This is a genomic window from Streptomyces sp. HUAS YS2, from assembly GCF_033343995.1.
Taxonomy (GTDB): Bacteria; Actinomycetota; Actinomycetes; order Streptomycetales; family Streptomycetaceae; genus Streptomyces; species Streptomyces solicathayae.
The window spans coordinates 1824657-1850032 of the sequence record NZ_CP137573.1 but is presented as its reverse complement, the minus strand read 5'-3'; the positions used below and the strand labels follow the sequence as shown (position 1 = coordinate 1850032).

General features: G+C 71.5%; 21 protein-coding genes. 10 read left to right on the top strand and 11 right to left on the bottom strand.

Annotated features, from left to right (window positions below; all coding sequences use genetic code 11):
* Nucleotides 1-165 precede the first annotated feature (165 nt).
* Complete coding sequence (treY, locus tag R2D22_RS08425) at nt 166-2475, bottom strand: malto-oligosyltrehalose synthase (RefSeq protein WP_318102326.1); 2310 nt, start codon at nt 2473-2475, stop codon at nt 166-168.
* A 63-nt stretch (nt 2476-2538) separates the two neighbouring features.
* Nucleotides 2539-4659: a glycogen debranching protein GlgX gene (gene glgX, locus R2D22_RS08420; RefSeq protein WP_318102325.1), complete on the bottom strand. Its 2121-nt coding sequence runs from the start codon at nt 4657-4659 to the stop codon at nt 2539-2541.
* 135 nt (nt 4660-4794) lie between these two features.
* Between glgX and R2D22_RS08415 the strand changes: the two genes are divergently transcribed.
* The 4 genes from R2D22_RS08415 to R2D22_RS08400 all read left to right on the top strand — a co-directional run bounded on the left by R2D22_RS08415 (nt 4795) and on the right by R2D22_RS08400 (nt 9156).
* Nucleotides 4795-5610: a Tat pathway signal sequence domain protein gene (locus R2D22_RS08415; RefSeq protein WP_318102323.1), complete on the top strand. Its 816-nt coding sequence runs from the start codon at nt 4795-4797 to the stop codon at nt 5608-5610.
* Nucleotides 5611-5688: 78 nt separating this feature from the next.
* Nucleotides 5689-6984: a copper amine oxidase gene (locus R2D22_RS08410; protein ID WP_318102321.1), complete on the top strand. Its 1296-nt coding sequence runs from the start codon at nt 5689-5691 to the stop codon at nt 6982-6984.
* A gap of 98 nt (nt 6985-7082) precedes the next feature.
* Entirely contained in the window at nt 7083-8348 is a 1266-nt protein-coding gene (locus R2D22_RS08405; RefSeq protein WP_318102319.1) for an SAV2148 family HEPN domain-containing protein, read from the top strand.
* Between the two features lie 85 nt (nt 8349-8433).
* On the top strand, nt 8434-9156 hold the full coding sequence (locus R2D22_RS08400; protein ID WP_318102317.1) for a 3'-5' exonuclease: 723 nt from the start codon (nt 8434-8436) through the stop codon (nt 9154-9156).
* A gap of 6 nt (nt 9157-9162) precedes the next feature.
* Here the strand turns inward: R2D22_RS08400 and R2D22_RS08395 are convergent, their stop codons facing one another.
* Nucleotides 9163-9993, bottom strand: a complete 831-nt coding sequence (locus R2D22_RS08395; protein ID WP_318102316.1) for an alpha/beta fold hydrolase — start codon at nt 9991-9993, stop codon at nt 9163-9165.
* 45 nt (nt 9994-10038) lie between these two features.
* Nucleotides 10039-10896 carry a phosphotransferase enzyme family protein gene (locus R2D22_RS08390; protein ID WP_318102315.1) on the bottom strand — a complete coding sequence of 286 codons (858 nt, stop codon included), beginning with the start codon at nt 10894-10896 and terminating at the stop codon, nt 10039-10041.
* Between the two features lie 135 nt (nt 10897-11031).
* On the opposite strand from R2D22_RS08390, the gene R2D22_RS08385 reads away from it, so the two are divergent.
* The 6 genes from R2D22_RS08385 to R2D22_RS08360 all read left to right on the top strand — a co-directional run bounded on the left by R2D22_RS08385 (nt 11032) and on the right by R2D22_RS08360 (nt 16783).
* Nucleotides 11032-11973, top strand: coding sequence for a carbohydrate ABC transporter permease (locus R2D22_RS08385; RefSeq protein ID WP_318102314.1), 942 nt, complete (start codon nt 11032-11034; stop codon nt 11971-11973).
* Nucleotides 11970-12812, top strand: a complete 843-nt coding sequence (locus R2D22_RS08380; protein ID WP_318102312.1) for a carbohydrate ABC transporter permease — start codon at nt 11970-11972, stop codon at nt 12810-12812. Before R2D22_RS08385 ends, R2D22_RS08380 begins: the two co-directional genes overlap by 4 nt.
* Complete coding sequence (locus tag R2D22_RS08375) at nt 12812-14107, top strand: ABC transporter substrate-binding protein (RefSeq protein ID WP_318102311.1); 1296 nt, start codon at nt 12812-12814, stop codon at nt 14105-14107. The genes R2D22_RS08380 and R2D22_RS08375 overlap by 1 nt, the downstream gene beginning before the upstream one ends.
* 181 nt (nt 14108-14288) lie before the next feature.
* Complete coding sequence (locus tag R2D22_RS08370) at nt 14289-15491, top strand: S8 family peptidase (RefSeq protein ID WP_318102310.1); 1203 nt, start codon at nt 14289-14291, stop codon at nt 15489-15491.
* A gap of 73 nt (nt 15492-15564) precedes the next feature.
* Nucleotides 15565-16134: a DUF1697 domain-containing protein gene (locus tag R2D22_RS08365; protein ID WP_318102309.1), complete on the top strand. Its 570-nt coding sequence runs from the start codon at nt 15565-15567 to the stop codon at nt 16132-16134.
* Nucleotides 16135-16177: 43 nt separating this feature from the next.
* Nucleotides 16178-16783, top strand: coding sequence for a DsbA family protein (locus tag R2D22_RS08360; protein ID WP_318102308.1), 606 nt, complete (start codon nt 16178-16180; stop codon nt 16781-16783).
* Nucleotides 16784-16809: 26 nt separating this feature from the next.
* Here the strand turns inward: R2D22_RS08360 and xdhC are convergent, their stop codons facing one another.
* The 7 genes from xdhC to R2D22_RS08325 form a co-directional block, all read right to left on the bottom strand.
* Nucleotides 16810-17619, bottom strand: a complete 810-nt coding sequence (gene xdhC, locus R2D22_RS08355; RefSeq protein WP_318102307.1) for a xanthine dehydrogenase accessory protein XdhC — start codon at nt 17617-17619, stop codon at nt 16810-16812.
* 1 nt (nt 17620) lies between these two features.
* Nucleotides 17621-20002, bottom strand: a complete 2382-nt coding sequence (xdhB, locus tag R2D22_RS08350) for a xanthine dehydrogenase molybdopterin binding subunit (RefSeq protein ID WP_318102305.1) — start codon at nt 20000-20002, stop codon at nt 17621-17623.
* Complete coding sequence (locus R2D22_RS08345) at nt 19999-21456, bottom strand: xanthine dehydrogenase small subunit (RefSeq protein ID WP_318102304.1); 1458 nt, start codon at nt 21454-21456, stop codon at nt 19999-20001. The genes xdhB and R2D22_RS08345 overlap by 4 nt, the downstream gene beginning before the upstream one ends.
* A 351-nt stretch (nt 21457-21807) precedes the next feature.
* On the bottom strand, nt 21808-22542 hold the full coding sequence (locus R2D22_RS08340) for a sirohydrochlorin chelatase (RefSeq protein WP_318102302.1): 735 nt from the start codon (nt 22540-22542) through the stop codon (nt 21808-21810).
* Between the two features lie 6 nt (nt 22543-22548).
* Nucleotides 22549-23448: an ABC transporter permease gene (locus R2D22_RS08335; protein WP_318102301.1), complete on the bottom strand. Its 900-nt coding sequence runs from the start codon at nt 23446-23448 to the stop codon at nt 22549-22551.
* Nucleotides 23435-24229 carry an ABC transporter ATP-binding protein gene (locus R2D22_RS08330; protein ID WP_318102300.1) on the bottom strand — a complete coding sequence of 265 codons (795 nt, stop codon included), beginning with the start codon at nt 24227-24229 and terminating at the stop codon, nt 23435-23437. The genes R2D22_RS08335 and R2D22_RS08330 overlap by 14 nt, the downstream gene beginning before the upstream one ends.
* Before the next feature lie 37 nt (nt 24230-24266).
* Entirely contained in the window at nt 24267-25373 is a 1107-nt protein-coding gene (locus tag R2D22_RS08325) for an aliphatic sulfonate ABC transporter substrate-binding protein (RefSeq protein ID WP_318102298.1), read from the bottom strand.
* Nucleotides 25374-25376: the final 3 nt, after the last annotated feature.

Below are 25376 nucleotides of genomic sequence, written 5' to 3'. Positions count from 1 at the left end.
GTTCGGGAACGAGAAACCGCGCCCACGAGGGCGCGGTATCGACCGGACCGGTTTCGACTTCGAAACCGCGGATGAATTCGGCCTTTCGAGCCTGCTCTCGATGGTGGCGACAGGGAATGGGGAGCGGTCGAAAGAAGGCTCCGTGAAATGGAGGGAATTCCGTTGCTAACGGCGTTCCATCAGGGCCACCGGGCGGTTCGAGAGAAGCTCTGCGAGGCGCAGTGGACCGCCGGTGAACTCCCGTCCTCCGTGTCCGAGTTCGACCCAGCGCCCGGCCGGCAGCGGCAGGACGGTGTCCCGCCAGCCGCCCGATTCCGCGAGGCGCAGCGAGAGCCGGGTGACCACGGTGAGCGATCCGTCCCCGCGGACGAAGGCAAGACAATGGCCGGCCGCCGGGCCCTCTGCGGTCAGCGGCGCGTACCCGCCGCCCGGTCCGAACAGCTCCGGGCGGCGGGTACGCAGCGCCAGGGCGGCCCGGGTCAGTGTCGTCTTCTCGTCGTCCTCCGCGACCTTGAACGGCGCCCGGTTGTCCGGGTCGACCAGGGCGCGGTACTCGCGCTCCGTTCCCTGGTACAGCTCCGGGACCCCGGGCATCGTCAGGTGGACCAGCGCCGCGCCCAGTGACTGCGCGCGGATGTGCGGCTCCAGGGCGAAGGCCGCCGGGGATGCCGTCCGCAGCGGGATCCGGCCCGGGCCCGCCGCCACGAACTCGGTCACCGCCTTCTCGTACGCCGGGTCCGGCTCCGTCCAACTGGTGTGCAGGCCCGCTTCCCGTACGGACTTCAGCAGCGCGGGCCCCAGCCGCTCAGGGTCCGGCACGCCGAAGCCGAACGCGGTCTGCCAGGCCGTCCACGCGAGGTGCGGGTCCGGCGCGGGCACCCCCGCGACCTCGTCCAGGAGCTCCGCCCAGCGCTCGGGGCACTGCGAGAGCACCGCGATACCGGCCCGTACGTCCGCGCTGCGCTTCGTGTCGTGCGTGGTCAGCACCGTCCCGGTGGACGGCCAGTCGCGGGCCAGCCGTTCGCAGTACGCGTGGAACTCCTCCGGGCCGACCGCCGGCCGCCCGGGATCCCCGCCGACCTCGTTCGCCGACAGCAGCGGCGTGTACCGGTAGAACGCCGTGTCCTCCACGGACTTCGCCCGCAGCGCCGACGACGTCTGCGCGAACCGGGCCCGGAACGCGCACTGTTCGGGCCCGTCCCCGAGCCGCCCGAGCGCCAGGTCCCGTACGAGGTCCACCGCCGCGGCCTCCTCCTCCACCGCGAACGCCGCCTTCGCGCCCCGGGCCGCCTCCTCGGTCAGCACCTCCTCGCCGCCGGTCCGGTACGTGCGGTACACCGGTACCCGGACGAGCAGTTCGCGCACCGCGGTCCGCAGCGCCCACGGCGCGTGGTCCCGCAGGGCGGGGTCGGCGGCGCAGATCCGGGCCGCGGTCCGGGTCAGCGCCGCGGTCTCCGCGGCCAGTTCGTGGGTGACCACCTTGTACGCGGCGCGCCGCGCCGTCGCGTCCCAGCTGCCGCCCCGGTCCGCGGCGCGCCCCGCGAACTCCCGGTAGAGGTCGCGCAGTTCGTCGGCCCCGGCGCCGTCGACGAAGACCCCGTCGACGTACCGCAGCGCGTCGTACCCGGTGGTGCCGGCGACCGGCCAGCCGGCCGGCAGGTGCTCGGGACCGGTGAGGATCTTCTCGACGACCGTCCAGCAGCCGCCGGTCGCGTCCCGCAGCCGTTCCAGGTAACCGTCCGGGTCGGCGAGCCCGTCCGGGTGGTCGATCCGCAGCCCCTCGATCACCCCGTCCCGCACCAGCCGCACGATCGTGTCGTGGGTGGCGTCGAACACCTCCGGGTCCTCCACCCGCACCCCGATCAGGTCCGAGATCGTGAAGAACCGCCGATAGTTCAGCTCGGTGCGGGCCAGCCGCCACCAGCCGAGCCGGTACCACTGCGCGTCCAGCAGCTCTGGCAGCGGCAGCCCCGCCGTACCCTCCCGCAGCGGGAACTCCTGCCCGGCCACGTGCAGCGCCCCGTCTGCGACGCGCATCCCGTCCAGGACGCCGCCGACCCGGCCGGGCAGCACCGGCAGCAGGATCCGTCCGTCGCCGGCCGCCCAGTCGATGTCGAACCAGCGCGCGTACGGCGACTCCGGGCCGCCCCGCAGCACCTCCCGCAGCGCGTGGTTGTGCCGGGGGGAGGCCGCCATGTGGTTGGGCACCAGGTCCACGACCAGGCCCAGGCCGTGCGCCCGGGCGGTCGCGGACAGCGCCCGCAGCCCCTCCTCGCCGCCCAGCTCGTCCCGGATCGAGCGGTGGTCGGTGACGTCGTAGCCGTGCGTGGACCCGGGCACGGCCTCGAGGACGGGCGACAGGTGCAGGTGCGAGACCCCGAGCCGGGCCAGGTACGGCACGGCCCGCTCGGCGGCCGCGAACGGGAAGTCGGGCTGGAGCTGGAGCCGGTAGGTGGCGGTGGGCGCAGGCGTCATGCGAACGTACGTACCCCGCTCGGCGGTCATCCTGACATGCGGTCATACGTCCGATCGTGTGTATTACGCCGGGCGGCGCAGCACCGTCAGGCTCAGCGGGGCCAGCGGAACCCGCTCGCCCGCCCCGACCTCCGGTCCCTCCTGCGGGGGCATGCCCTCCGGGTGCGAGGTGTCCACCACCATCCGCCAGCTCCGCCCGTGGTCGTCCGGCACCGCGAACTCCAGCTCCTGCTGCGAGGCGTTGAACATCAGCAGGAAGGAGTCGTCCGCGATCCGTTCGCCCTGCGGCCCCGGCTCCGAGATCGCGTTGCCGTTCAGGAAGACCGTCAGCGCCTGTGCGTGCGCGGCCTGCCAGTCCCGGTCCGTCATCTCCTCGCCCTCGGGGGTGAACCAGGCGATGTCGGTGAGCTCGTCGTGGGTGCCCTGCACCGGCCGGCCGTGGAAGAAGCGGCGCCGCCGGAACACGGGATGGTCGCGGCGCAGCCGCACCATGGCCCGGGTGAAGTCCAGGAGCGTGCCGTCGGCCTCGGAGCCGGGCTTGGGCCAGCGGACCCAGGAGACCTCGTTGTCCTGGCAGTACGCGTTGTTGTTGCCGCCCTGGGTGCGGCCGAACTCGTCGCCGTGGCTGAGCATGGGCACGCCCTGCGACAGCATCAGGGTGGCGATGAAGTTCCGCATCTGCCGGGCCCGCAGCTCGACGATGCCGATGTCCTCGGTGTCGCCCTCCGCCCCGCAGTTCCACGAGCGGTTGTAGCTCTCGCCGTCCCGGTTGCCCTCGCCGTTGGCCTCGTTGTGCTTGCCGTCGTAGCTGACCAGGTCGCGCAGCGTGAAGCCGTCGTGGCAGGTCACGAAGTTCACCGAGGCCAGCGGCCGGCGGCCGTCGTCCTGGTACAGGTCGGAGGAGCCGGTCAGCCGGGAGGCGAACTCGGCGAGGGTGCGCGGCTCGCCGCGCCACAGGTCGCGCACGCAGTCACGGAACTTGCCGTTCCACTCGGTCCACAGCGGCGGGAAGTTGCCCACCTGGTAGCCGCCCTCGCCGACGTCCCACGGCTCGGCGATCAGCTTCACCTGGCTGACCACCGGGTCCTGCTGCACCAGGTCGAAGAACGAGGACAGCCGGTCCACCTCGTGGAACTGCCGGGCCAGCGTCGCCGCCAGGTCGAAACGGAACCCGTCCACGTGCATCTCGGTCACCCAGTACCGCAGCGAGTCCATGATCAGCTGGAGCACGTGCGGGGAGCGCATGAGCAGCGAGTTCCCGGTGCCGGTGGTGTCCGTGTAGTACCGGGGGTCGCCGCCGAGCCGGTAGTACGACGGGTTGTCCAGGCCGCGGAAGGAGAGCGTCGGGCCCAGGTGGTTGCCCTCGGCGGTGTGGTTGTAGACCACGTCGAGGATGACCTCGATGCCCGCCTGGTGCAGCGCCCGCACCGCCGACTTGAACTCCAGGACCTGCTGGCCCCGGTCGCCCCAGGACGCGTACGCGTTGTGCGGGGCGAAGAAGCCGATCGTGTTGTAGCCCCAGTAGTTCGAGAGTCCCGCGTCGGCCAGCCGGTGGTCGTTCACGAACTGGTGCACCGGCATCAACTCCAGTGCGGTCACACCCAGTTCCTGGAGGTGGCCGATGACCGCCGGGTGCGCGAGCCCCGCGTACGTGCCGCGCAGCTCCTCCGGCAGGTCGGGGTGGAGCATCGTCAGGCCCTTCACATGGGCCTCGTAGATCACCGTGCGGTGGTAGTCCGTCCGGGGCCGGCGGTCGTCGCCCCAGTCGAAGTACGGGTTGACCACCACCGAGGTCATGGTGTGCGGCGCCGAGTCCAGGTCGTTGCGCGAGTCCGGCCGCCCGAAGTGGTAGCCGTACACCGCCTCGCCCCAGTCGACCGCACCGGCGACGGCCCGCGCGTACGGGTCGAGCAGCAGCTTCGCCGAGTTGCAGCGCAGCCCCCGCTCCGGCGCGTACGGGCCGTGCACCCGGAACCCGTAGCGCTGCCCGGGCATCACGCCGGGCAGGTAGGCATGCCGCACGAACGCGTCCGTCTCGCGCAGCTCGACGGCGGTCTCCGAGCCGTCGTCATGGATCAGACACAGCTCGATCCGCGAGGCGGCCTCCGAGAAGACCGCGAAGTTGGTACCGGCGCCGTCGTAGGTGGCGCCCAGGGGATACGCCTGTCCCGGCCAGACCTGCATAGATACGACTCTTCCACTTCTGATCCGGGTACTGGGGCTTTCGGCCAGATCCTGCCCGAAAGAGGGGCAACCTCCTAGGACTTCGGCCCGTCCTACCGGGTGACCACCGCTCCATAGGGGGACAGAGGGGGATACGTGTACGAAAAACTACGCCGCCACCTGGGGAAGGTGGTGGCGGGCACGGCCATGGCGGTCACGGGGAGCGCGATCATGGTCGGCGTCACCCTGCCGGGCACGGCGGGCGCGGACGACACGGGGGGCCGCGCCACCGGGACGGTACGAGCCGAGGGGGAGAACGGGCCGGACGCGCAGGGCGCGCCGGAACCCGGCACCGTCGCGAGCGTGCCGCCGGCCGGCGCGAAAGGGGTCGGCACCGACCCGCTCACCGACGACGAGCTGAAGCGTGCCGAGGCGCTGGCGCTGACCCCGCCGGCCCGGGCCGCCTACCGCGACGTCGAGGGGGAGCGGGGCCCGCAGCACCTGGCCACCGTGCTCGCCGAGCCGCCGCCCGCCGAGGCGGACGCCCCGGCCCCGCCGCGCCGCGCCGAGGTGCGGTACTACGACTACGGCCGCGACGAGCTGATCACCAGGACGGTGAACCTGGACACCGGGAAGGTGGAGAGCTCCCGCGCGCAGCGCGGGGTGCAGCCCTCCGCGCACCCCGGTGAACTGCGCGAGGCGCTGCAGCTGATCCTGGTGAGCCCGCTCGGCAAAGGCGTCCGGGAGGACTACAAGGACGCCACCGGGAAGGCCCTTACCTCGCCGGATCAGCTCTGGTTCAACGGCGACGTGTACCGGACCTACCGCGAGGCGAACGTGCCCGCGGCGCTCGCGAAGTGCGGCGAGCACCGCTGCGTCCGGCTCGTCACCAAGATCCGCAACGGTTCGTGGATCGACACCCGGAATCTGATCGTCGACCTCAGCGCCCGGACCGTGACCCGCGTCGGCTGACCACCCGCGCCTGTCCGTCTCCGTCCGGCTCCGTCTTTTCAGCACTTCCGTACTTCTGTACGAGGGGGTTCCTGTCCCATGCTCTTCTCCCGGCTCCGCCGTGCCCGCAGGCACGGCGCCGTCCTTGCCGCCGCCGCGCTGCTCGGCACCGCCACGGCCGCCGCGGGCCCGGTGACGGCCACCGCCGCCCCGGCGCCCACCCGGCCCGACTGCTCCGCCGCGTACCGCATCGAGCAGAAGCTCGACGGCGGCACCACCTGGCGCATGTGCTGGCGCTACGACACCGACCACGGGCTGATCCTGAACAAGGTCACCTACCAGCCCAAGGGTGCCGCCGCCCCGATCCGCGTCCTCAACAGCGCCAAACTGGCGCAGATCCACGTCCCGTACGACGACGGCAACGCCGAGTACGACGACCTCACCGGCGCCGGGTTCGGCTGGGGCCTGCAGAACCTGCGCCCGGCCGAGTGCCCCGGTGGCACCCTCACGCCCGTGAAGATCCCCGAAGCGGGCACCGTCAACGGGCTCTGCACCACCACCCGGTCCCGCGGCCACGCCTACCGGATGGCCAACGACGAGGGCACCAAGGTCTGGCAGGCCCAGGGCAAGGACCTGCTCGTCTACACCGTCAACAAGGTCGCCTGGTACGAGTACATCACCGAGTGGCGGTTCTCCTCCGACGGCCTGATCTCGGCCAACGTCGGCGCCACCGGCAGCCTCTCGCCCGGCGACTACAACGCCACCGACGGCCGCGGCTGGCCGATCGGACCCGGCGCGGGCTCGTACGCCACCAGCCACGCCCACAACGTGTTCTGGCGGCTCGACTTCGGCCTCGACGGCAGCGTCAAGGACCGGATCGAGCAGTTCGACTCCAAGGTCACCCCGCCGCGCGGCAGCGGTCAGCCGAAGGCGAAGACCACCCGCACGCCGGTCACCAAGGAGCTGGCCGGGGACGCGAAGACCATGCGCTGGTGGCGGGTGGTGAGCGCGAACGGCAAGAACAAGGACGGCCACCCGCGCTCGTACGAGATCGTGCCCGGCCCGTCCGCCAAGCACGACGGGCGGAGTTTCACCCGGCACGACGTCTACTTCACGCAGACGAAGCCCTGCGAGCAGTTCGCCAGCAACAACATCCGCGACTGCGGGGCGGGCGCGCCCGACAGCGTGGACAAGTGGGTGAACGGCGAGACGCTGACCGATCCGGCGGTCTGGGTCAACATCGGGTTCCACCACATCGCCCGGGACGAGGACCAGCAGCCGATGCCGGTCCACTGGCAGGGATTCCAGCTCGCGCCCAGGGACGTAACCGCTATGAATCCGCTCACTCCGGCAGATCTCGCCGATCAGAACGGGGCTCCCCGGCTGGGTAGTTGAGCCGCGAGCCTGCCGATCCGGCTGCACCGCCTCCTTCTCCCGGAGTACCCTTCCTTGATCGTTGCTAAGGGCGTCCAGGAGCAGAAGGCGGTGCGTGGGTGAGCTCGGGAGGTCTGGAGCTTCCCCCAGGTGACGCGGGTCACGAGGGGGACCCCGTGAACCCTGTCGACCCGGACACCGTCGTCGTGACGCCGGGCGCGGTGCCGCTCGTGCGGCCGATGGAGATCGGGGCCGAACTCGACTGGGGCGCGGAGGCCTGGAGCGAGGTCCGCACCCGCGCCCAGCGGGCCGGCCGGGCCTACATCTGGCTGAATCTCGTCGAACAGCGGCTGCGGGCCGTCGTGGCCGCCGTGCTGCGCCCGGTGTACGAACCGGTCCACGGCGAGGACTGGGTGGTGGCGGCGGCCGGGCCGGCCGGACAGGAGTGGGTGCAGCGCGCGGTCGCGGTGCGGGAGGTGTCCCGGCGCAAGGGCTATCTGCTGGACCCGGCCGACGACAACGTCCTCAGCTTCCTGACGCTCCCGCAGCTGCGGGAGCTGATGGTGCAGCACTGGCCCTGCTTCGAGCCGTACTTCGACGACCGGCGCGAGGTCGAGCTGGCGCTCGACGAGCTGGAGGTCACCCGCAACGTCGTCTCCCGCAACCGGGCCCTCTCGCTGACCGTGCTCGCGCAGTCCGAGCGGGCCTCCGCCCGGCTCCTGGAGATCCTGGGCAGCGGCGCCGGCGTCCCGTCCGCCGACCGGCTGCCGGTCGACGCGGTCGAGGACCTGGTCGGCGACCGGTACGCGGACGTGGTCTCGGTCCACCCGGACCGGGTGCGGCTGCAGCGGCAGCTGCCGGCCGAGGACCTGTTCGGCGGGGCGCGCCGGCTCGACGCCACCGGCATAGGCCTGAACCTGCTGGTGCAGAACTTCTCCGGCCGGCGCCTGGTGCGCCTCGCCGAGTCCGGCTGCCGGATACGGCTGCTGTTCCTCAACCCGGCGAGCAGCGCGGTGAAGCGGCGCGAGCGGGAACTGGGGCTGAAGAAGGGCGAGCTGAGCCGCTCGGTGGAGATGAACATCCTGCACATGCGGCGGGTGCGTTCCCGGCTGCGCGATCCGGGCGCGTTCCAGATCCACGTCTTCGACGAGACCCCGCGCTTCACGGCCTACCTGGTGGACGGGGACGGGCCGGACGGGGTCGCGGTCGTCCAGTCCTATCTGCGCCGGGCGCGGGGCATGGAGGCCCCGGTGCTGGTGCTGCGCGGCGGTGGCCGGAACGTGGTCCGGGAGGGCCGGCCGGGCGGGGATGGCGAAAACGGACTGTTCGTCACGTACCGGGAGGAGTTCGAGTCGGTCTGGCTCGATTCCCGTCCGGTTTCGTGAGATTTGTCCGGGCTGGCCGGTCTGTTGTCAGTGCCGCGTGCGAGGGTGGTCGGCACCACGGGGGAGATCACGTAAGGAGGACCCGATGGCCTGGCATGGGGAACCACTGGTCGGCTTCGACCTGGAGACGACGGGCACCGATCCGCTGGAGGCGCGGATCGTGACGGCCTCGGTCGTCGCCGTCGAGGGCGGCCGGGTGGTCGGCCAGCGCGACTGGCTCGCCGACCCCGGCATCCGCATCCCGGAGCAGGCGTCCGCCATCCACGGCATCAGCAGCGAGCGTGCGGCGGCCGAGGGGCGGCCGGTGCGCGAGGTGGCCGAGGAGATCGCCGAGACGCTGACCGGGTACTGGAACCGGGGCGTCCCCGTCGTCGCGTACAACGCGGCCTTCGACCTGACCCTGCTGTCCGCCGAACTGCGGCGGCACGGACTGCCCTCGCTCGGCGACCGGCTCGGCGGGGCGCCGACCGGCCCGGTCGTCGACCCGTACACCATCGACCGCTCCGTGGACCGGTACCGGCGCGGCAAGCGGACGCTGGAGGCCGTCTGCGCGGAGTACGGCGTCGTCCTCGACGCGGCCCACCAGGCGGCCGCCGACGCGCTGGCCGCGGTCCGGGTCGCCGTGGCGATAGCCGAGCGGCACGCCGCCGTGGCCGCGCTGACCCCCGCCGAGCTGCACACCCGTCAGATCGGCTGGTACCGCGACTGGGCCGAGAACTTCCAGGCCTTCCTCCGTGGGAAGGGAGACCCGGAGGCGTTCGTCGACCCGTCGTGGCCGCTGCGGGAGCTCGTCCCCGCCACGAACTGAGCCGGTTCAGCCCATCGGGTGCTCCGCGAGGAAGTCCAGGAGCAGCGCGTTCAGCCGCTCCGGGGCGTCCAGCTGGAGCCAGTGGCCCGCGCCGTCGATCCGCTCGTACCGCCAGGAACCGTCCACGTGCTTCGCCGTGCCGGTCATCGACTGCTCGGTGAGGAACCGGTCGCCCGTGCTCCACACGCCCATGACGGGACCGGGCAGCGGCTGCGGCTCGCGCACCGGGGCGAACATCTGCTCAGGCGGCAGGGCCGCGCGGTAGATGTTCAGGGCGGCGGTCAGCGCGCCCGGCTCCTTCAGGGTCTCCAGGATCGCCTCCGCGTCCCTGTGCTCGCCCAGCATCTCCTGGAGGTTGGCGAAGCCGTCCCGGGTCATCCAGTCCTCGGCCACCCCGGCGAACTGGAACAGCAGCATGTACCAGGACCGCTGCTTCTGCTCCCAGCCCGCGTCCTGGATCGAGGCCCAGTGGCCCACCGACAGGATGCTCAGGGAAGCCACCCGGTCCGGCACGATCTGCGCAAGACCCTGCGCGATGCCCGAGCCCCAGTCGTGGCCCACCAGGTGGAACCGGTCGATCTCCAGCCCGGCCAGCAGCTCCAGCAGGTCGCCCACGTGCTTCGCCGGGTGGTACGCCTCCGGGCCGCCGTCCGGCCGGTCCGACGCGCCGAAGCCCCGCAGGGTCGGGGCGATCGTGCGGTAGCCGGCCGCGTTCAGCGCCGGCACCTGATGGCGCCACAGGTCGTGCGAGTCGGGGAAGCCGTGCACCAGCAGCACGGCCGGTCCCTCACCGCTCACCTCGACGTCCAGCGTCACCTCGGACAGTTCCCTACGCATCGCAACACCCCGTCCTGGCATGGGTTTTAGGTCCCGGCCATGATGTCAGAACGGGTACCAGCGCACCTCGGGGTCGCCGTCCCGCAGCGAGGCCACCCGGCGCTCGAACTCGGCCAGTGCCTTCGGGTTCGCCGGCGCGTGCTGGGCCACCCAGGCGCAGCTCGCGGTCTCCCGGGCGCCCCGCAGCACCGCGCAGCCCTCCCACTCCCGGACGTCCCAGCCGTACGCGGCGGTGAACGCGTCGTACGCCGCCGGGTCGAGCCCGTACCGGTCGCGGGAGAGGGCCAGGACGACCAGGTCGTGCTCGCGCAGGTCCGAGGAGAAGGTCTCCAGGTCGACCAGGACCGGCCCGTCCGGGCCGACGTACACGTTGCGGGGGAGCGCGTCGCCGTGGATCGGGCCCGGGGGCAGGTGCGGGGTGAGCGCTGCCGCCGTCGGGGCGAAGGAGTCCCGCCGCTCCCGCAGGAAGGCGGCGTCCGCCGGGTCGATCGCGTCGCCCGCCAGGCGCAGCCAGCGCTCGACCCCGCCGAGCAGGTCGCGGCGGGGGAGCGTGAAGCCCTGCGGCTCGGGCAGCTCGTGCACCCGGCGCAGCAGCGGGGCCAGGTCCTTCGGTTCGGCCGGGCGCACCGCGTCGGGCAGCCGGTGCCAGACGGTGACCGGGTGGCCGTCCACCAGCCGCGGCTTCGGCTCCGCCGCCCGTACGGCAGGGACCTCCGCCTCGGCCAGCCAGTCGGCGAGCGCCAGCTCCCGCTCGGCCCGGTCCAGCAGCTCCGCGTCCCGGCCGACCTTCACCACCAGGCCGCCCGCGGCGAAGACCGCGTTCTCGCCCAGCGCCAGCAGCGTCGCGTCCGCCGCAGGCAGCCCGGCGGCGGCCAGGACGTCCCGTGCCCGCGCCTCGTCCATCGATATCTCCCCAGCTCCAGGTGCGAATGCGACAAAGTCTCGCATCGACGCAGGGCGCCTTGACGAACCGACAGCCTGTCAGGACCATGACGGAGGCGGGTTCAACTTCACAAAGGGCACCAAAAGGGGTCGAACGTGAGTTCAGTGACCGCAACGAAGCGGTCCGGCGGAACGAAGTCGGCCGCCGGCCCGAGACCGGACCACGCACGACGCGACCACGGCGCCTGGTTCCTGGTGCTGCCCGCGCTGATCCCGATCCTGCTGCTCAGCGTCGGCCCGCTGCTCTACGGCCTCGCGCTCGCGTTCACCGACGCCCAGTCCGGCCGCACCCAGGCCACCCAGTGGGTCGGCGCCCTCAACTTCCAGGACCTGTGGCACGACACCCTCTTCTGGGACTCCTTCCGGATCGGCCTGTCATGGGCCGTCGGCGTCACCGCCCCGCAGTTCCTGCTCGCCCTCGGCCTCGCCCTGCTGCTCAACGAGAAGCTGCGCTTCCGCTGGCTGACCCGGGCGCTCGCGATCATCCCGTGGGCCATGCCCGAGGTCGTCGTCGGCATCATGTGGCGGCTGGTCTACAACCCCGACGCGGGCGTCCTCAACGAGACGATCCGCGACCTGGGCCTCGGCGACGGCCGCGACTGGCTCACCGGGCTCGCCACCGCACTGCCCGCCGTGATCCTCGTCGGCGTCTGGGCCGGCATGCCGCAGACCACCGTGACCCTGCTCGCCGGACTCCAGAACACCCCGCACGAACTCCACGAGGCCGCCGCGCTCGACGGCGCCGGCGCCTGGCGCCGCTTCCGCACCGTCACCTGGCCCGCCCTCAGACCCGTCGCGCTGGCCGTCACCGCGCTCAACTTCATCTGGAACTTCAACGCCTTCGCCCTGGTCTACGTGCTGACCAACGGCGGACCCGGTGGCCGCACCCGGCTGCCGATGCTCTTCGCCTACGAAGAGGCCTTCCGGTACGGGCAGTTCGGCTACGCCGCCGCGATGGGCTGCGTGATGGTCGCGGTGATCTCCGTGCTCCTCGCGCTGCATCTGGTCGGCCGGCTCAAGGGGGAGGACCAGCGGTGAGCGTGACGCGTACGAGCAGACCCGCCCGGCTCGGCCAGTACCTCGCGCTCCTCGCGTACCTGGTCTTCCTCGCCTTCCCGTTCCTCTGGCTCGTCTCCACCGCCTTCAAGCCCGCCAGGGAACTCGGCTCGCTGCACCCCACCTGGATCCCCGAGGACCCGACCCTCGACAACTTCCGCCAGGCCTTCGACGAGCAGCCGCTGCTCCGGGCCGCCGGCAACAGCCTGCTCGCCGCCCTCGCCGCCGCCCTGATCGCCGTCCTCGTCGCCACTCCGATGGCCTACGCGATCGCCCGGCACCGCTCCCGGCTCTCCACCGCCGCCACCGGCTGGGTGGTGGTCAGCCAGGCGTTCCCCTTCGTCCTGGTGATCATCCCGCTCTTCCTGGTCCTGAAGAACCTGCACCTGATCAACAGCCTGGCCGGACTCGTCATGGTGTACGTGGTCTGGGCGCTGCCGTTCGCGCTCTGGATGCTCGTCGGGTACGTACGGGCCGTGCCGGCCGAACTGGAGGAGGCCGCCGCGGTCGACGGGGCCGGACGGCTGCGCGTCCTCGTCTCGGTCACCGCGCCGCTGCTCACGCCCGGCATCGTCGCCACCGCGCTCTTCGCCTTCATCACCGCATGGAACGAGTTCTTCTTCGCGCTCGTCCTGCTCAAGACCCCGGAGAAGCAGACCTTGCCGGTCGTCCTCACCCACTTCCTCGGCGCCGAGGGCGCGGCCGACCTCGGACCGCTCGCCGCCGCCGCCTTCCTCGCCACCCTTCCCTCCCTGGTGATCTTCGCGATCATCCAGAAACGGATCACCGGCGGCATGCTGGCCGGGGCGGTGAAGTCCTGATGCGCGCCCCGAGACTCGCCGCCGCGGCTGCCGCGCTCGCGCTGATGCTCACCGGCTGCACCGCCGGCGGCGACGACGGAACAGCGGGCACGGTCCGGCTCCGGTTCCAGTCGCTGGCCTGGCAGAAGGAGTCCGTCGACGCCAACAAGCAGCTGGTGGCGGAGTGGAACGCCGCCCACCCGGACATCCAGGTCGACTACGTGCAGGGCAGCTGGGACAGCGTCCACGACCAGTTGCTGACCTCCTTCGAGGGCGGCGAGGCCCCGGACGTCATCCACGACGCCTCCGACGACCTGGCCGACTTCGCGTACGGCGGCTATCTCGCCGACCTGCGCGGGCTGCTGCCCGAGCGGCTGCGCGCCGACATTCCCGCACGCAGCTGGGAGACCACCACCTTCGGCGACGGGATCTACGGCGTGCCGTTCCTCCAGGAGCCGCGCGTCATCATGGCCAACAAGAAGATCCTGGAGTCCTCCGGCGTCCGGATCCCGACACCCGAACAGCCCTGGACCTGGACGGAGTTCCGCCGGGTCACCAAGGACCTGACGACCGCCATGGGCAAGGGGAAGCACGCGATCGCCTGGCCGCTGAAGGAGCCCGTCTCGGTCAGCCTCAACCTCGGCCTCTCGGCCGGCGGGCAGCTCTTCCACCGCGGCCCGGACGGCCGGGTGACGATCCGCTTCACCGACGCCGACTCCGTCGTCCCCGGCACCGTCCACGACCAGGTCAACACCGATGGCAGCGCCTCCCGTTCGACGCTCGGCACCGGCGGCTCCGACACCCTGCCCGGCTTCTTCGGCGGCAAGTACGCGATGGTGCCGCTGGGCTTCTCGTACCGGCAGCAGATCACCCAGCAGGCCCCGAAGGGCTTCGAGTGGATCGTGCTCCCGGCCCCCGCCGGACCCGAGGGGCTCGCCCAGGGGGTCAGCCCGCAGACCCTCTCCATCGCCGAGGACAGCCCGCACAAGAAGGAGGCCGCGCGCTTCCTCGACTTCCTGCTGCAGCCGGCGAACATGGTCCGGCTCGCGCGCGGCGACTGGATGCTGCCGACCGGCACCACCGCGCTCGCCGACCCCTCCCTGCACACCGCGAAGGACGGCTGGGCGACCGGCGCGGCCGTCGCCGCGCATCTGCGCTCGGCGCCCGCCCAGTCGGTGCGCGGATATCCGGAGTGGAAGGACAAGGTCGCGACCCCGGCTTTCCAGGAGTTCTACAGTGGTGCGATCGATGTGGGGGAGCTGCGTAAGAGGCTTGTGAAGGACGGAAACAGGGTGCTGTCGCGCTACCAGCGCTAGCCCAGGGCGAGTTGAGAGGTACGCCCGACTTTGTTATTACGAAGGCTTGTTGAGTAAGTCACAGCTGTATGAAGGTCTTGATCTGAGCGCGTCAGTCGGCCAGGGTTTTTGACCAGTCGCCGGAGATTTTCCGTCCGGAGGCCCAACCCCCCACAAAATGCTGACGAGGAGACCTCTCTTCATGGCAACACACAAGCGTGCCCGCAAGCTGACGCTCACCGCCGGAATCACCGCCGTGGCCGTCGCAGCCGGACTGACCGCACTCACCTCCCCGTTCGCGGGCGCTGCCTCCGCCCCCACCGAAGGCACCGTCTACGGACTCAACGCGACCGGTGAGGTCGACGGCAGCTTCATCGTCCTCCTCGACGAGAAGGCCGACAGCAAGAAGCTCGCCGCGAAGTACGGCGGCACCCTGCGCCGCAGCTACACCTCCTCGATCAACGGCTTCTCCGCCGGGAACCTCTCGGACACCGAGGCCAAGCGCCTCGCCGCCGACCCGGCCGTCGCCAAGGTCGTCCAGAACAAGAAGTTCTCGATCAACGAGACGCAGGACAACCCGCCGTCGTGGGGCCTGGACCGCGTCGACCAGACCGAGACCGCCGGCGACCAGAAGTACACCTACCCGGACCAGGCGGGCGAGGGCGTCACCGCGTACGTCATCGACACCGGCGTCCGGATCAGCCACGAGGACTTCGGCGGCCGCGCGTCGCACGGCTTCGACGCCGTGGACAACGACGACAGCGCCGACGACGGCAACGGCCACGGCACGCACGTCGCCGGGACCATCGCCGGCACCGCGCACGGCGTCGCCAAGAAGGCGAAGATCGTCGCCGTCCGCGTCCTCGACGACGAAGGCTCCGGCACCACCGAGCAGGTCGTCGCCGGCATCGACTGGGTCACCAAGAACCACCAGGGCCCGTCCGTCGCCAACATGAGCCTCGGCGGCGGCGCCGACGAGGCCCTCGACGAGGCGGTCCGCAAGGCCATCGACTCCGGCGTCACCTTCGCCGTCGCGGCCGGCAACGAGTCCTCCGACGCCGGCCAGGGCTCCCCGTCCCGTGTCCAGGAGGCCATCACCGTCGCCTCCTCGACGAAGGACGACGAGCAGTCGGACTTCTCCAACTTCGGCTCCGTCGTGGACATCTACGCCCCGGGCTCGGACATCACCTCCGCCTGGAACGACAGCGACAGCGGCACGAAGACGATATCCGGCACCTCCATGGCCACGCCGCACGTCGTCGGCGCGGCCGCGGTCTACCTGGCCGGGCACCCCGACGCCACCCCGGCGCAGGTCGCCGAGGCCCTGGTCGCGGGCGCGACGGACGGCGCGATCAAGAACCCGAGCGAGGGCACGGCCAACAAGCTGCTCAAGATCGTCGAGTAGCAGCGGCACCCCGATGACCGGCGGTCGCCGTGCCCTCCCCCACGGGGCACGGCGACCGCCCTATCGTGTGCCCATGACAACGACGTACGCGCTGCTGCTCCGCGGGATCAACGTCGGGGGCCACCGCAAGGTCCCGATGGCGGATCTCCGTTCGGTCCTCGAAGGTCTCGGGTACCGGGACGTGAAGACGTACCTCCAGAGCGGCAACGCCGTTTTCACCGCCCCGGCGGACCACCCGGACGACGTCGTCCGGCAGGCCGTCGAGGCGGCGATCGAGAAGCATTTCGGCTTCAGCGTCGACTGCCTGGTCCGCGACCACGACTACCTCGCCGCCGTCGAGCGGGACTGCCCGTTCCCCGCCGCGGAGCTCGAGGGCAAGCAGCTCCACGCCTTCTACCTCTCGGGCTCCGTCGACGAGAAGCGCTTCGCGGGAATCGACGAGGAGGCCTTCCGCCCCGAGGCGTTCGCGCTCGGCGACCGGGTCCTCTACCTCTACGCGCCCGACGGTCTCGGCCGCTCCAAGCTCGGGGAGGCGCTGTCGAGGCCGGCCGTCTTCAAGGGTGTCACCGTCACCGCCCGCAACTGGAACACCGTCCGGAAGCTCGTCGAGTTGACCGAAGTGGCCCAGTCCGACGAGTCGTGAATGGCCCGCCCCGACGGGCCGGTCCGGGGCTAGGGTTCCCACCATGACAACGACTGTGGACTTCTATTTCGACCCCGCCTGCCCGTTCGCCTGGATCACCTCCCGCTGGATGCTGGAAGTCGAGCGGCAGCGCGACATAGAGCTGCGCTTCCATGTGATGAGCCTGTACTTCCACAACGAGGGCAACGAACTCCCGGACTGGTACCGCACGCTCGTCGACAAGTCGATCGGCCCGGTCCGGGTCGCCGCCGCGGCTGCCGCGCAGCACGGCCCCGAGGTGCTGCGGGACCTCTACACCGCGTACGGCACCCGGATCCACGAGAAGAAGAACGAGGACTTCGACGCCGTCGTCGCCGAATCGCTCGCCGAGCTGGGCCTCCCGGCCGGACTGGCCGCCGCCGCGCACGACGCCGCGCACGACGAGGCGGTGCGGGTCAGCCACGACGCCGGCAAGGACCCGGAGGCCGGCGGCTATGTCGGCACCCCCACGATCCACGTCGACGGCACGGCCTGGTTCGGCCCGGTGCTGCGGGCGATCCCGCGCGGCGAGAAGGCGGCCGAACTCTTCGACAGCTTCCGCGTCCTCGCCGGCCACCCGGACCTGTTCGAGATCAAGCGCACCCGCACCGGCGGCCTCGACTTCGGCTGATCCGCACGCGCGGTGCCGGCGGGGCGTCAGCTCCTCTCGGTCTCGAACACGCGCAGCAGATCGGCGGCGACGCTCACGGCGATGGTCGCGGGTTCCTTGCCGGTGATGTCGGCCAGCCCGATCGGGGTCTTGATCCGATCGATGGTGGCGTCGTCGTGACCGCCCTCGGTGGAGAGGCGCTTGCGGAACCGCGCCCACTTGGCCGCCGACCCGATCAGCCCGATGGAGCCGAGACCGGGCGTACGCAGGGCGACGTCGCACAGAGCGGCGTCCTCGGCGTGGTCGTGCGTCATGATCAGGACATGGGTGCCGCGCGGCAACTCCTCGAGGACCTGCTCGGGCAACAGCGGAGCGTGATGCGCGTGCACCTGAGCCACCGAGTCGTCCAGCACGGCGAGCCGTTCCTCGGTGAGCATGTCGGCCCGGCTGTCGACGAGATGGAGGTCGAGGTCCTGACGGGCCAGGATGCGCGCCAGTTCGAGACCGACGTGCCCGACGCCGAAGACCGCCACCGCCCGTGCCACCGGCAGCGGTTCGAGCAGCACCTGGACGGTGCCGCCGCAGCACTGCACGCCGTGCCGGTTGGACACCTTCTCGTTCAGGGCGAAGTCGATGAACTCCGGCGCCGGTTCGGCGGCGGCGATCATCTCCCGGGCCCGGTCGATCGCGACGGCCTCCACGTTGCCGCCGCCGATCGAGCCCCAGGTCTCGACCTGCCCCACGACCAGTTTCGCGCCGGCGTCGCGCGGGGCGTGGCCGCGCACGGTCGCGACGGTCACGAGCACGCCGGCCTCCCGGCGTGCCCGCAGCCGCGCGACCGCGGCGAACCACGTCATGTCAGGCACCGCTCAGGGCTTCCGCGTCGGCCGCTACGGCGGGGGCGGCACCGCCCCGACGGGCCTCCTGGATCGCCCAGTACACCGCCTCCGGCGTCGCGGGCGAGGCCAGATGGACACTGACCCCGCTCGGCCCGAACGCGGCGGCGGCCTGCCGAAGCGCCTCGCGCACCGAGAACGCCAGCATCAGCGGAGGCTCCCCCACCGCCTTGGAGCCGTAGACCGCGCCCTCCTCGGTGGCGTTCTCGAGCAGCCTGACGTGGAACTCCTCGGGCATCTCCGAGAAGCTCGGCAGCTTGTAGGTGCTCGCCGCCTGGGTCAGGAACCGGCCGCGGCTCGGGCCGTCGCCGGTGTCCCAGCGCGGGTCCTCGAGCGTCAGCCAGCCCGCGCCCTGCACGAAACCGCCCTCGACCTGACCGATGTCGATCAACGGGGAGAGGCTCTCGCCGACGTCGTGCACGATGTCCACCCGCCGGACGCGGTACGCGCCGGTGAAGCCGTCGACCTCCACCTCGGTCGCCGCGGCGCCGTAGGCGAAGTACTTGAACGGCCTGCCCCGGAACGCCTTCGCGTCCCAGTGCAGCCCCTCGGTCCGGTAGAAACCGGACGCCGAGAGCTGGACCCGCTGGAAGTACGCGGTGCGCACCAGGTCGTCCCAGGCCAGCTCCCCGTCGCTGCCCAGGACGCGCGCGACGCCCTCGACGATGCGCACGTCCGAGGCGTTCGCACCCAGCCGGGAGCCGGCCACCTGGAGCAGCCTGTCGCGCAGCTGCTCACAGGCGTTCTTGATCGCCCCGCCGTTGAGGTCCGCACCGGCGCTGGCGGCGGTGGCGGAGGTGTTGGGCACCTTGTCCGTACGCGTCGGGGCGAGGCGCACCCTGTGCAGAGGGATGCCCAGCGTGGTCGCGGCCACCTGCATCATCTTGGTGTGCAGGCCCTGGCCCATCTCGGTGCCGCCGTGGTTGATCAGGACGGAGCCGTCCTTGTAGATCAGCACCAGCGCGCCGCCCTGGTTGAAGGCGGTGAGGTTGAACGAGATGCCGAACTTGATGCCGGTGATCGCGAGCGCCCGCTTGGTGTGCGGGTGCGCGGCGTTGAAGGCCGCGATCTCGCGCGTGCGGTCGGCGAAGCCGGCGTCCTCCCGCACCTGCTGCCAGACGGTGGAGATCCGCTCGGCCTGTGTGACCGGCTGCCCGTACGGCGTCGTCTGGCCCTGGCCGGGCGTGTAGAAGTTGCGCTCCCGCAGCTCCATGGCGTCCAGTCCGAGCAGCGGTGCGCAGCGGCCCAGGATGTCCTCGATCACCAGCATGCCCTGCGGTCCGCCGAAGCCGCGGAAGGCGGTGTTGGAGACCGTGTTGGTCCTGGCGACGCGACCCGCGACGCGCGCGTGGGGGATCCAGTACGTGTTGTCGATGTGGCACAGCGCGCGGGCGAGCACCGGCTCGGACAGGTCCAGGCTCCAGCCGCCGTCCGCCGTCAGGGTGGCGTCGAGGGCCTGGATGCGGCCCTCGGCGTCGAAGCCGATCTTCCACGTGGCGTGGAATCCGTGCCGCTTGCCGGACATGGTCATGTCCTGAGTGCGGTTGAGCCGGAACCGGACCGGCCTGCCGGTCAGCTTGGCGCCGAGCGCGGCGACGGCCGCGAACCCGTGCGGCTGCATCTCCTTGCCGCCGAAGCCGCCGCCCATCCGCAGGCACTGCACGGTCACCTCGTGGGCCGGCACGCCGAGCACGTGCGAGACGATCTCCTGGGTCTCCGACGGGTGCTGGGTGCTGCTCTGGACGAACAGCTGCCCGTTCTCGTCGACCTGCGCCAGCGCCGCGTGCGTCTCCAGGTAGAAGTGCTCCTGACCGGAGAACTGGAACTCGCCGGTGAACACGTGCGCGGAGTCGGCGAAGCCGGCGTCGATGTCGCCGTGCACCATCAGGGGCCGGGCGCCGTGGAAGCTCTCCGCCGCGATCGCCTCCTGCAGCGTGATCAGGGAGGGGAGTTCCTCGAGTTCCACCTCGACGGCCGCGGCGCCGAGGCGGGCCGCCTCCAGGGTCTCGCCGAGCACCCAGGCGACCGCGTGGCCGTGGAACATGACCTCGTCGGGGAACAGTGGCTCGTCGTGCTTCATGCCGGCGTCGTTGACGCCGGGCACGTCGGCACCGGTCAGCACGCGGACCACACCGGGCACGGCGAGCGCGGGCTCGGTGCGCAGCGCGGTGATCCGGCCACGGGCCTTCATGACCTGGACCGGGTGGAGGTGCAGCACGTCCTTGGTGCGCTGGACCAGGTCGTCGGTGTAGAGCGCGGTGCCGGTGACGTGCTGGAAGGCACTCTCGTGCGGCATCGCGACGCCGACGACGGGCTTCTCGGGACGCTCGGACAGGTGACTCATGACGACACCGCCTCGGTGGTCTGTGCGTGCAGCTTCAGCAGGCTCTGGCCGAGCATCGCGGAACGGTAGAGGGAGCTGGCGCGATGGTCGTCCATCGGTGTGCCCTCGCCCCGCAGCACCCGGGCCGCGGCCTCGACCGTCTCCGCCGACCACGGCCTGCCCTCCAGGGCCGCCTCGGTGGCGAGCGCGCGGATCGGGGTGGCGGCCACGCCGCCCAGACCGATGCGCGCCTTGCGGACGATCCCGGCGTCGATGTCGAGCGCGAAGGCGACCGCCACGCTGGAGATGTCGTCGAAGCGCCGCTTGGCGATCTTGTGGAAGGCCGTGACCGGCGACAGCGGCAGCGGGACGCGCACCGCGCGGATCAGCTCGTCGGGACGGCGCACGCTCTGCCGGTAGCCGGTGAAGTACTCCGCCAGCGGGACCACGCGCTCGCCGTCGGCGTCGGCGAGCACCAGCGACGCGTCGAGGGCGAGCAGCGCCGGCGGGCTGTCACCGATCGGGGAGCCGGTGCCCAGGTTGCCGCCGAGGGTTCCGCTGTTGCGGATGAGCCGGGAGGCGAACTGCGGAAACAGCTCGGCGAGGAGCGGGACGTCGCCGTCGAGGCGGCGCTCGATCTCGGTGAGCGTCAGCGCCGCCCCGATCTCGATGTGGTCCGACTCGACGCGCAGCTCCCGGAGTTCGGGAAGCCGGTCGACGGCGACCACACAACCCTCGCGGCGGGAGCGGATGTTCACCTCGACGCCGTGGTCGGTGGAGCCGGCGACCACCACCGCGCCGGGCCGCTCGCGCAGCAGCCGCAGCGTCTCGGCCAGGGTCTCCTTCCGCAGGAACGCGCTGCCGTCCCGGGTGTACTCGGTGGCGACCGGTGCCGGCGGGGCCTGCTCGCGCCGCCGCGCCAGCGGGTCCTCGGCCGAGGGCGCACCGACGGCGAACGCGGCATCCCGGATCGGGCGGTAGCCGGTGCAGCGGCACAGGTTTCCGCTCAGCGCGTGCAGGTCGAAGCCGTTCGGACCGTGCTCGTGGTCGGCGCTGCCGTCCGCGTCCGAGCCCGGGTGCGCGCAGCGGTCGGCCCGGTAGTACTCGGAGGCCATGCTGCAGACGAATCCCGGCGTGCAGTAACCGCACTGGGACCCGCCGCGCACCGCCATCTCCTCCTGCACCGGGTGCAGGGTGGGCGGCGTGCCGTCCTCGCCGGGCGTGGCGAGGCCCTCGGAGGTGACGACCTCCTGCCCGTCGAGCGCCGCGGCCGGGATCAGGCAGGCGTTGACCGCCACCCAGTCGGTGGGCTCGGTCACGCCCGGACGCGCCACCAGGACGGAACAGGCGCCGCATTCACCCTCGGCGCAGCCCTCCTTGGTGCCGGTGAGGCCACGCTCGCGCAGGAGATCCAGCACCGTGGTGTGAGGCGTGGCCGGTGACAAGGGTGTTTTCTTCCCGTTCACCATGATCATGAGGTTCGCCAATTTCGGGCAGCTTTCTGTGTTCAGCCGCGCCACTCGGGAGAGGCGCGCGCAAAACGGCACGCGACAACGACGTGCCAGGAGAGGGAGACATCAAACCCGGAAAGTGCCGCGGACGGGCGGCACGACAGGACGGCGTGTCAGCAGCCGTGCGCGATGCGACCCGGAACCCAGACGGTGAGCTGGGCGAGGCGACCGAGATCGGAGTGGATGCACATCCGCGGGTCGCCTCCTTCGGTGGTCATGGGTCGAACGACCACAAGACTCGACGACAGAAGGCACCGAGGTCAAGAGATCGACCTCGGTGCCTTGGAGAATCCACCGGATTCGTGGCGACGACGCTCAGGCGGCCACGCGCTCCCGGGCCGACGCCTGGTCGTAGCGGTCGAGCAGCAGCCGGGCCAGCTCCGGAGACGGGCCGAGGACGTCGGCCAGTACGTCGGCCCCGCCGTCGCGGGCACCCGCCGCGATGCGATCGGGGAGCCGGCCGGGGGCGATCACGTACGGGGCGACCGCGACCCGGCGGACGCCGTCGGCGCGCAGCGCCCGGACGGCGTCCTCGGTGCGGGGGAGAGATGCGGAGGCGAACGCAGGCCGCACGGAGCACCAACCGGTGCGCCGCAGCTCCCGCGCCGTCTGTGCGATCGCTGCGATCGCCTCCGGGTCGGTGGAGCCCGCCGAGGCCAGGACGACCCCGGTCGCGCTCTTGTCGGCAGGGCTGAGCCCGGCCTCGTACAGTCGTCGCTCCACCGCCGCGAGCAGCAGCGGCGACGGGCCGAGCACCTCCGCCTGCCGGATCCGCAAGGACGCGGGGGCCTCGCGGAGCACGGCGGGGATGTCGGACTTGGCGTGGAAGGCCCGGGTCAGCAGCAGCGGCAGCGCCACCACGTCCCGCACCCCCTCCGCCGCGAGCCGGTCGAGCACCCCGGTCACGGACGGCAGGTTGAAGTCCAGGAACGCCGTCTCCACGCGCAGCCCCGGCCGCAGCGAGCGCACGCCGCGCACCAGCGCGTGCACGGTCGCCGCGTGCCGCGGATCACGGCTGCCGTGGGCGATGACGAAAAGAACGGGGTTCATGGAATCTCAGGCCTTCACCAGCAGGCCGCGGCGGCGCAGCACGGCGCGCTCCAGCGGGCTGAAGATCAGCAGGTCGATGGCGACGCCGACGAGCAGGATCAGGATGATCGCGAGGAAGATCCCCGGCATGTCGAAGTTGTTCCGGCCGTTCTCCAGGAGCTGGCCCAGGCCCAGGCCCAGGTCGGGCGAGGAGGCGATGATCTCGGCGGCCATCAGCGAACGCCAGGAGAACGCCCAGCCCTGCTTCAGGCCCGCCAGGTAGCCGGGCAGCGCGGCCGGCATGACGATGTGCCACGCGCCCTTGAGCCCGGTCGCGCCCAGGGTCCGCCCGGCCCGCAGGAACAGCGGCGGCACCTGGTCGACGCCGGCCACCAGGCCGTTGGCGATGGACGGGACCGCGCCGAGCAGGATGACGGCGTACATCATGCTGTCGTTGAGGCCGAGCCACAGGACCGCGGGTGCCACCCAGGCGACCGACGGCAGCGACTGCAGACCGGACAGGATCGGGCCGATCGCCGCGCGCACCGCGCCGACCCGGGCCACCAGCAGGCCCAGCGGCGTACCGATGGCGAGCGCCAGCAGGAAGCCGAGCAGGGCCCGCGACACGCTGGTCCACAGGACTTCGAGGAGCGTGCCCTGCAGCCACATGTCGGAGAGGCTGTCCCAGACCGCGCCGGGCGACGGCAGCTTGCCCTCGTCGGCGACCTTCGCGACGACGAGCAGCTGCCAGACGACCAGCACCAGCGCGACGGCCAGGGCGGGCGGCAGGACCTTCTTCAGCAGCACCTCACGCACCGGGGCGCGGCGGATCTGCACGCTGTCCAGCGCGTCGAGTCCGGCCTCCAGTCCCGCGAGGTCGTCGGTCTTGACCGGCTCGACGGCCTCGGTCGTCTCAGTGCTGGCCATGACGGCGGATCTCCCCACGCAGTTCTTCGGTGATCTCGACGGACAGCTCCGCCACGGCGGCGTCCTCGATGCGGCGCGGCTGCGGGATGTCGATCGTCCATTCCCGGGCGATCCGGCCGGGCCGGGACGACAGCAGCACCACGCGCTCGGCCAGCCGCACGGCCTCGCGCACGTTGTGGGTGACGAAGAGCACGGACAGCTTCGTCTCCCGCCAGATCCGGGTCAGCTCGTCGTGCAGCACGTCCCGGGTGATGGCGTCGAGCGCCGCGAACGGCTCGTCCATCAGGAGCAGGTCGCTGTCCTGGGCGAGCGCCCGGGCGAGCGCCACGCGCTGGCGCATGCCGCCGGACAGCTCGTGCACCCGCTTGCCGTACGAGCCGCCGAGCCGGACGAGTTCGAGCAGCCGCTCGGCCTCGGGCCGGCGTTCGGCCTTGGGGAGCCCGCGCAGCTTCAGCGCGAGCTCGATGTTCTTGCCCGCGGTGAGCCACGGGAACAGGGCGTGCTCCTGGAACATCAGGGCCGGCCGGCCGCCGGGGGTCTCGATGGACCCCGCGGACGGCCGGTCGAGCCCGGCGACCAGGTTGAGCAGCGTCGACTTGCCGCAGCCCGAGGCCCCCAGGAGGGTGACGAACTCGCCCGGGGCGACATCGAGCGAGATGTCGTCGAGGACGAGCTGCCCGCCCTTGGGCCCGCCGAAGGACTTCGAGACGTGCTCGATGCGGGCCGCGTGCGTCTGCACCGCGCGGTCCTCGGCCTTGGCGAGCGTGGCGGTCGTGGCCATGGTCGTCACCTCCTGGGGAACTGGGCTGCTGGTCGGGTTACTTGGCGCCGAGACCGGCGTCGGAGACCACGGGCTGACCGGCGGCCTTCAGGACCTTGTTCAGGGCCGTCAGGTCGTAGATGCCCTTCAGGTCGGGCTTCTCCAGGAGACCGGCCTTCACCGCGTGGTCCGCCTGGGCCTGGAGGGTGGCGGCCAGCGGGTCGTTGGTGAACTGGATCGACGGCCAGGCGCCGTTGATGACCTTGTCACCGAGCGGCTTGCCGGACAGCTTCGCCAGCTTGGCGTTGGCCGAGGCCTTCGCCTTCTCCGGGTTGGCGTTGATCCACGCGTTGGTCTTCACCGAACCGCGCAGCACCGCCTCGACGACGTCCGGGTGCTCCTTCAGGAACTTCTGCGACACGATGATGTTCGTGATCACGAACTTCTTGTCCGGCCACAGGTCGGACTCGTCGAGCAGCACCTTCGCGCCCTCGCTGACCAGCTTCGACGCGGTCGGCTCCGGCACCCACGCGCCGTCGATGGAACCGGACTTGTAGGCGTCCGGAGTGACCTTGTTGTCGGTGCGGAGCACGGAGACGTCGCCCTTGCCGCTCTGGGCGTCGACCTTCCAGCCCTTCTCCGAGACCCAGTTGAGGAAGGCCACGTCCTGCGTGTTGCCGAGCTGCGGGGTGGCGATCCGCTTGCCCTTGACGTCGTCCAGGGTCTTGATCTTGTCCGGGTTCACGACCAGCTTCACGCCGCCGGAGGCCGAGCCGCCGACGATGCGCAGGTTGGTGCCCTTGGACTTGGTGTAGCCGTTGATGGACGGCGACGGGCCGATGAAGCCGATGTCGATCGAGCCGGCGTTCAGCGCCTCGATCTCGGACGGGCCGGCGTTGAAGGTGGAGACCTTCAGCTCGGTGCCGCCCAGTTCCTTCTGGAAGATGCCTTCCTGGTGTCCCACCAGGGCGGTGGCGTGCGTCAGGTTCGGGAAGTACCCGAGCCGGACCGCGTCGGCGGAGAGCTTCTCGCCCTCGGTCGCCACCTTCTTCTCGTCGTTCTTGGCCTCGGAGCCGTAGCCGCAGGAGGCGAGCGCGCCGATCAGCAGCGGCAGGGCCGCGGCGGCGGCGATGGAGCGGCGCAGGGTGGTACGGGAGGCAGGCACGGA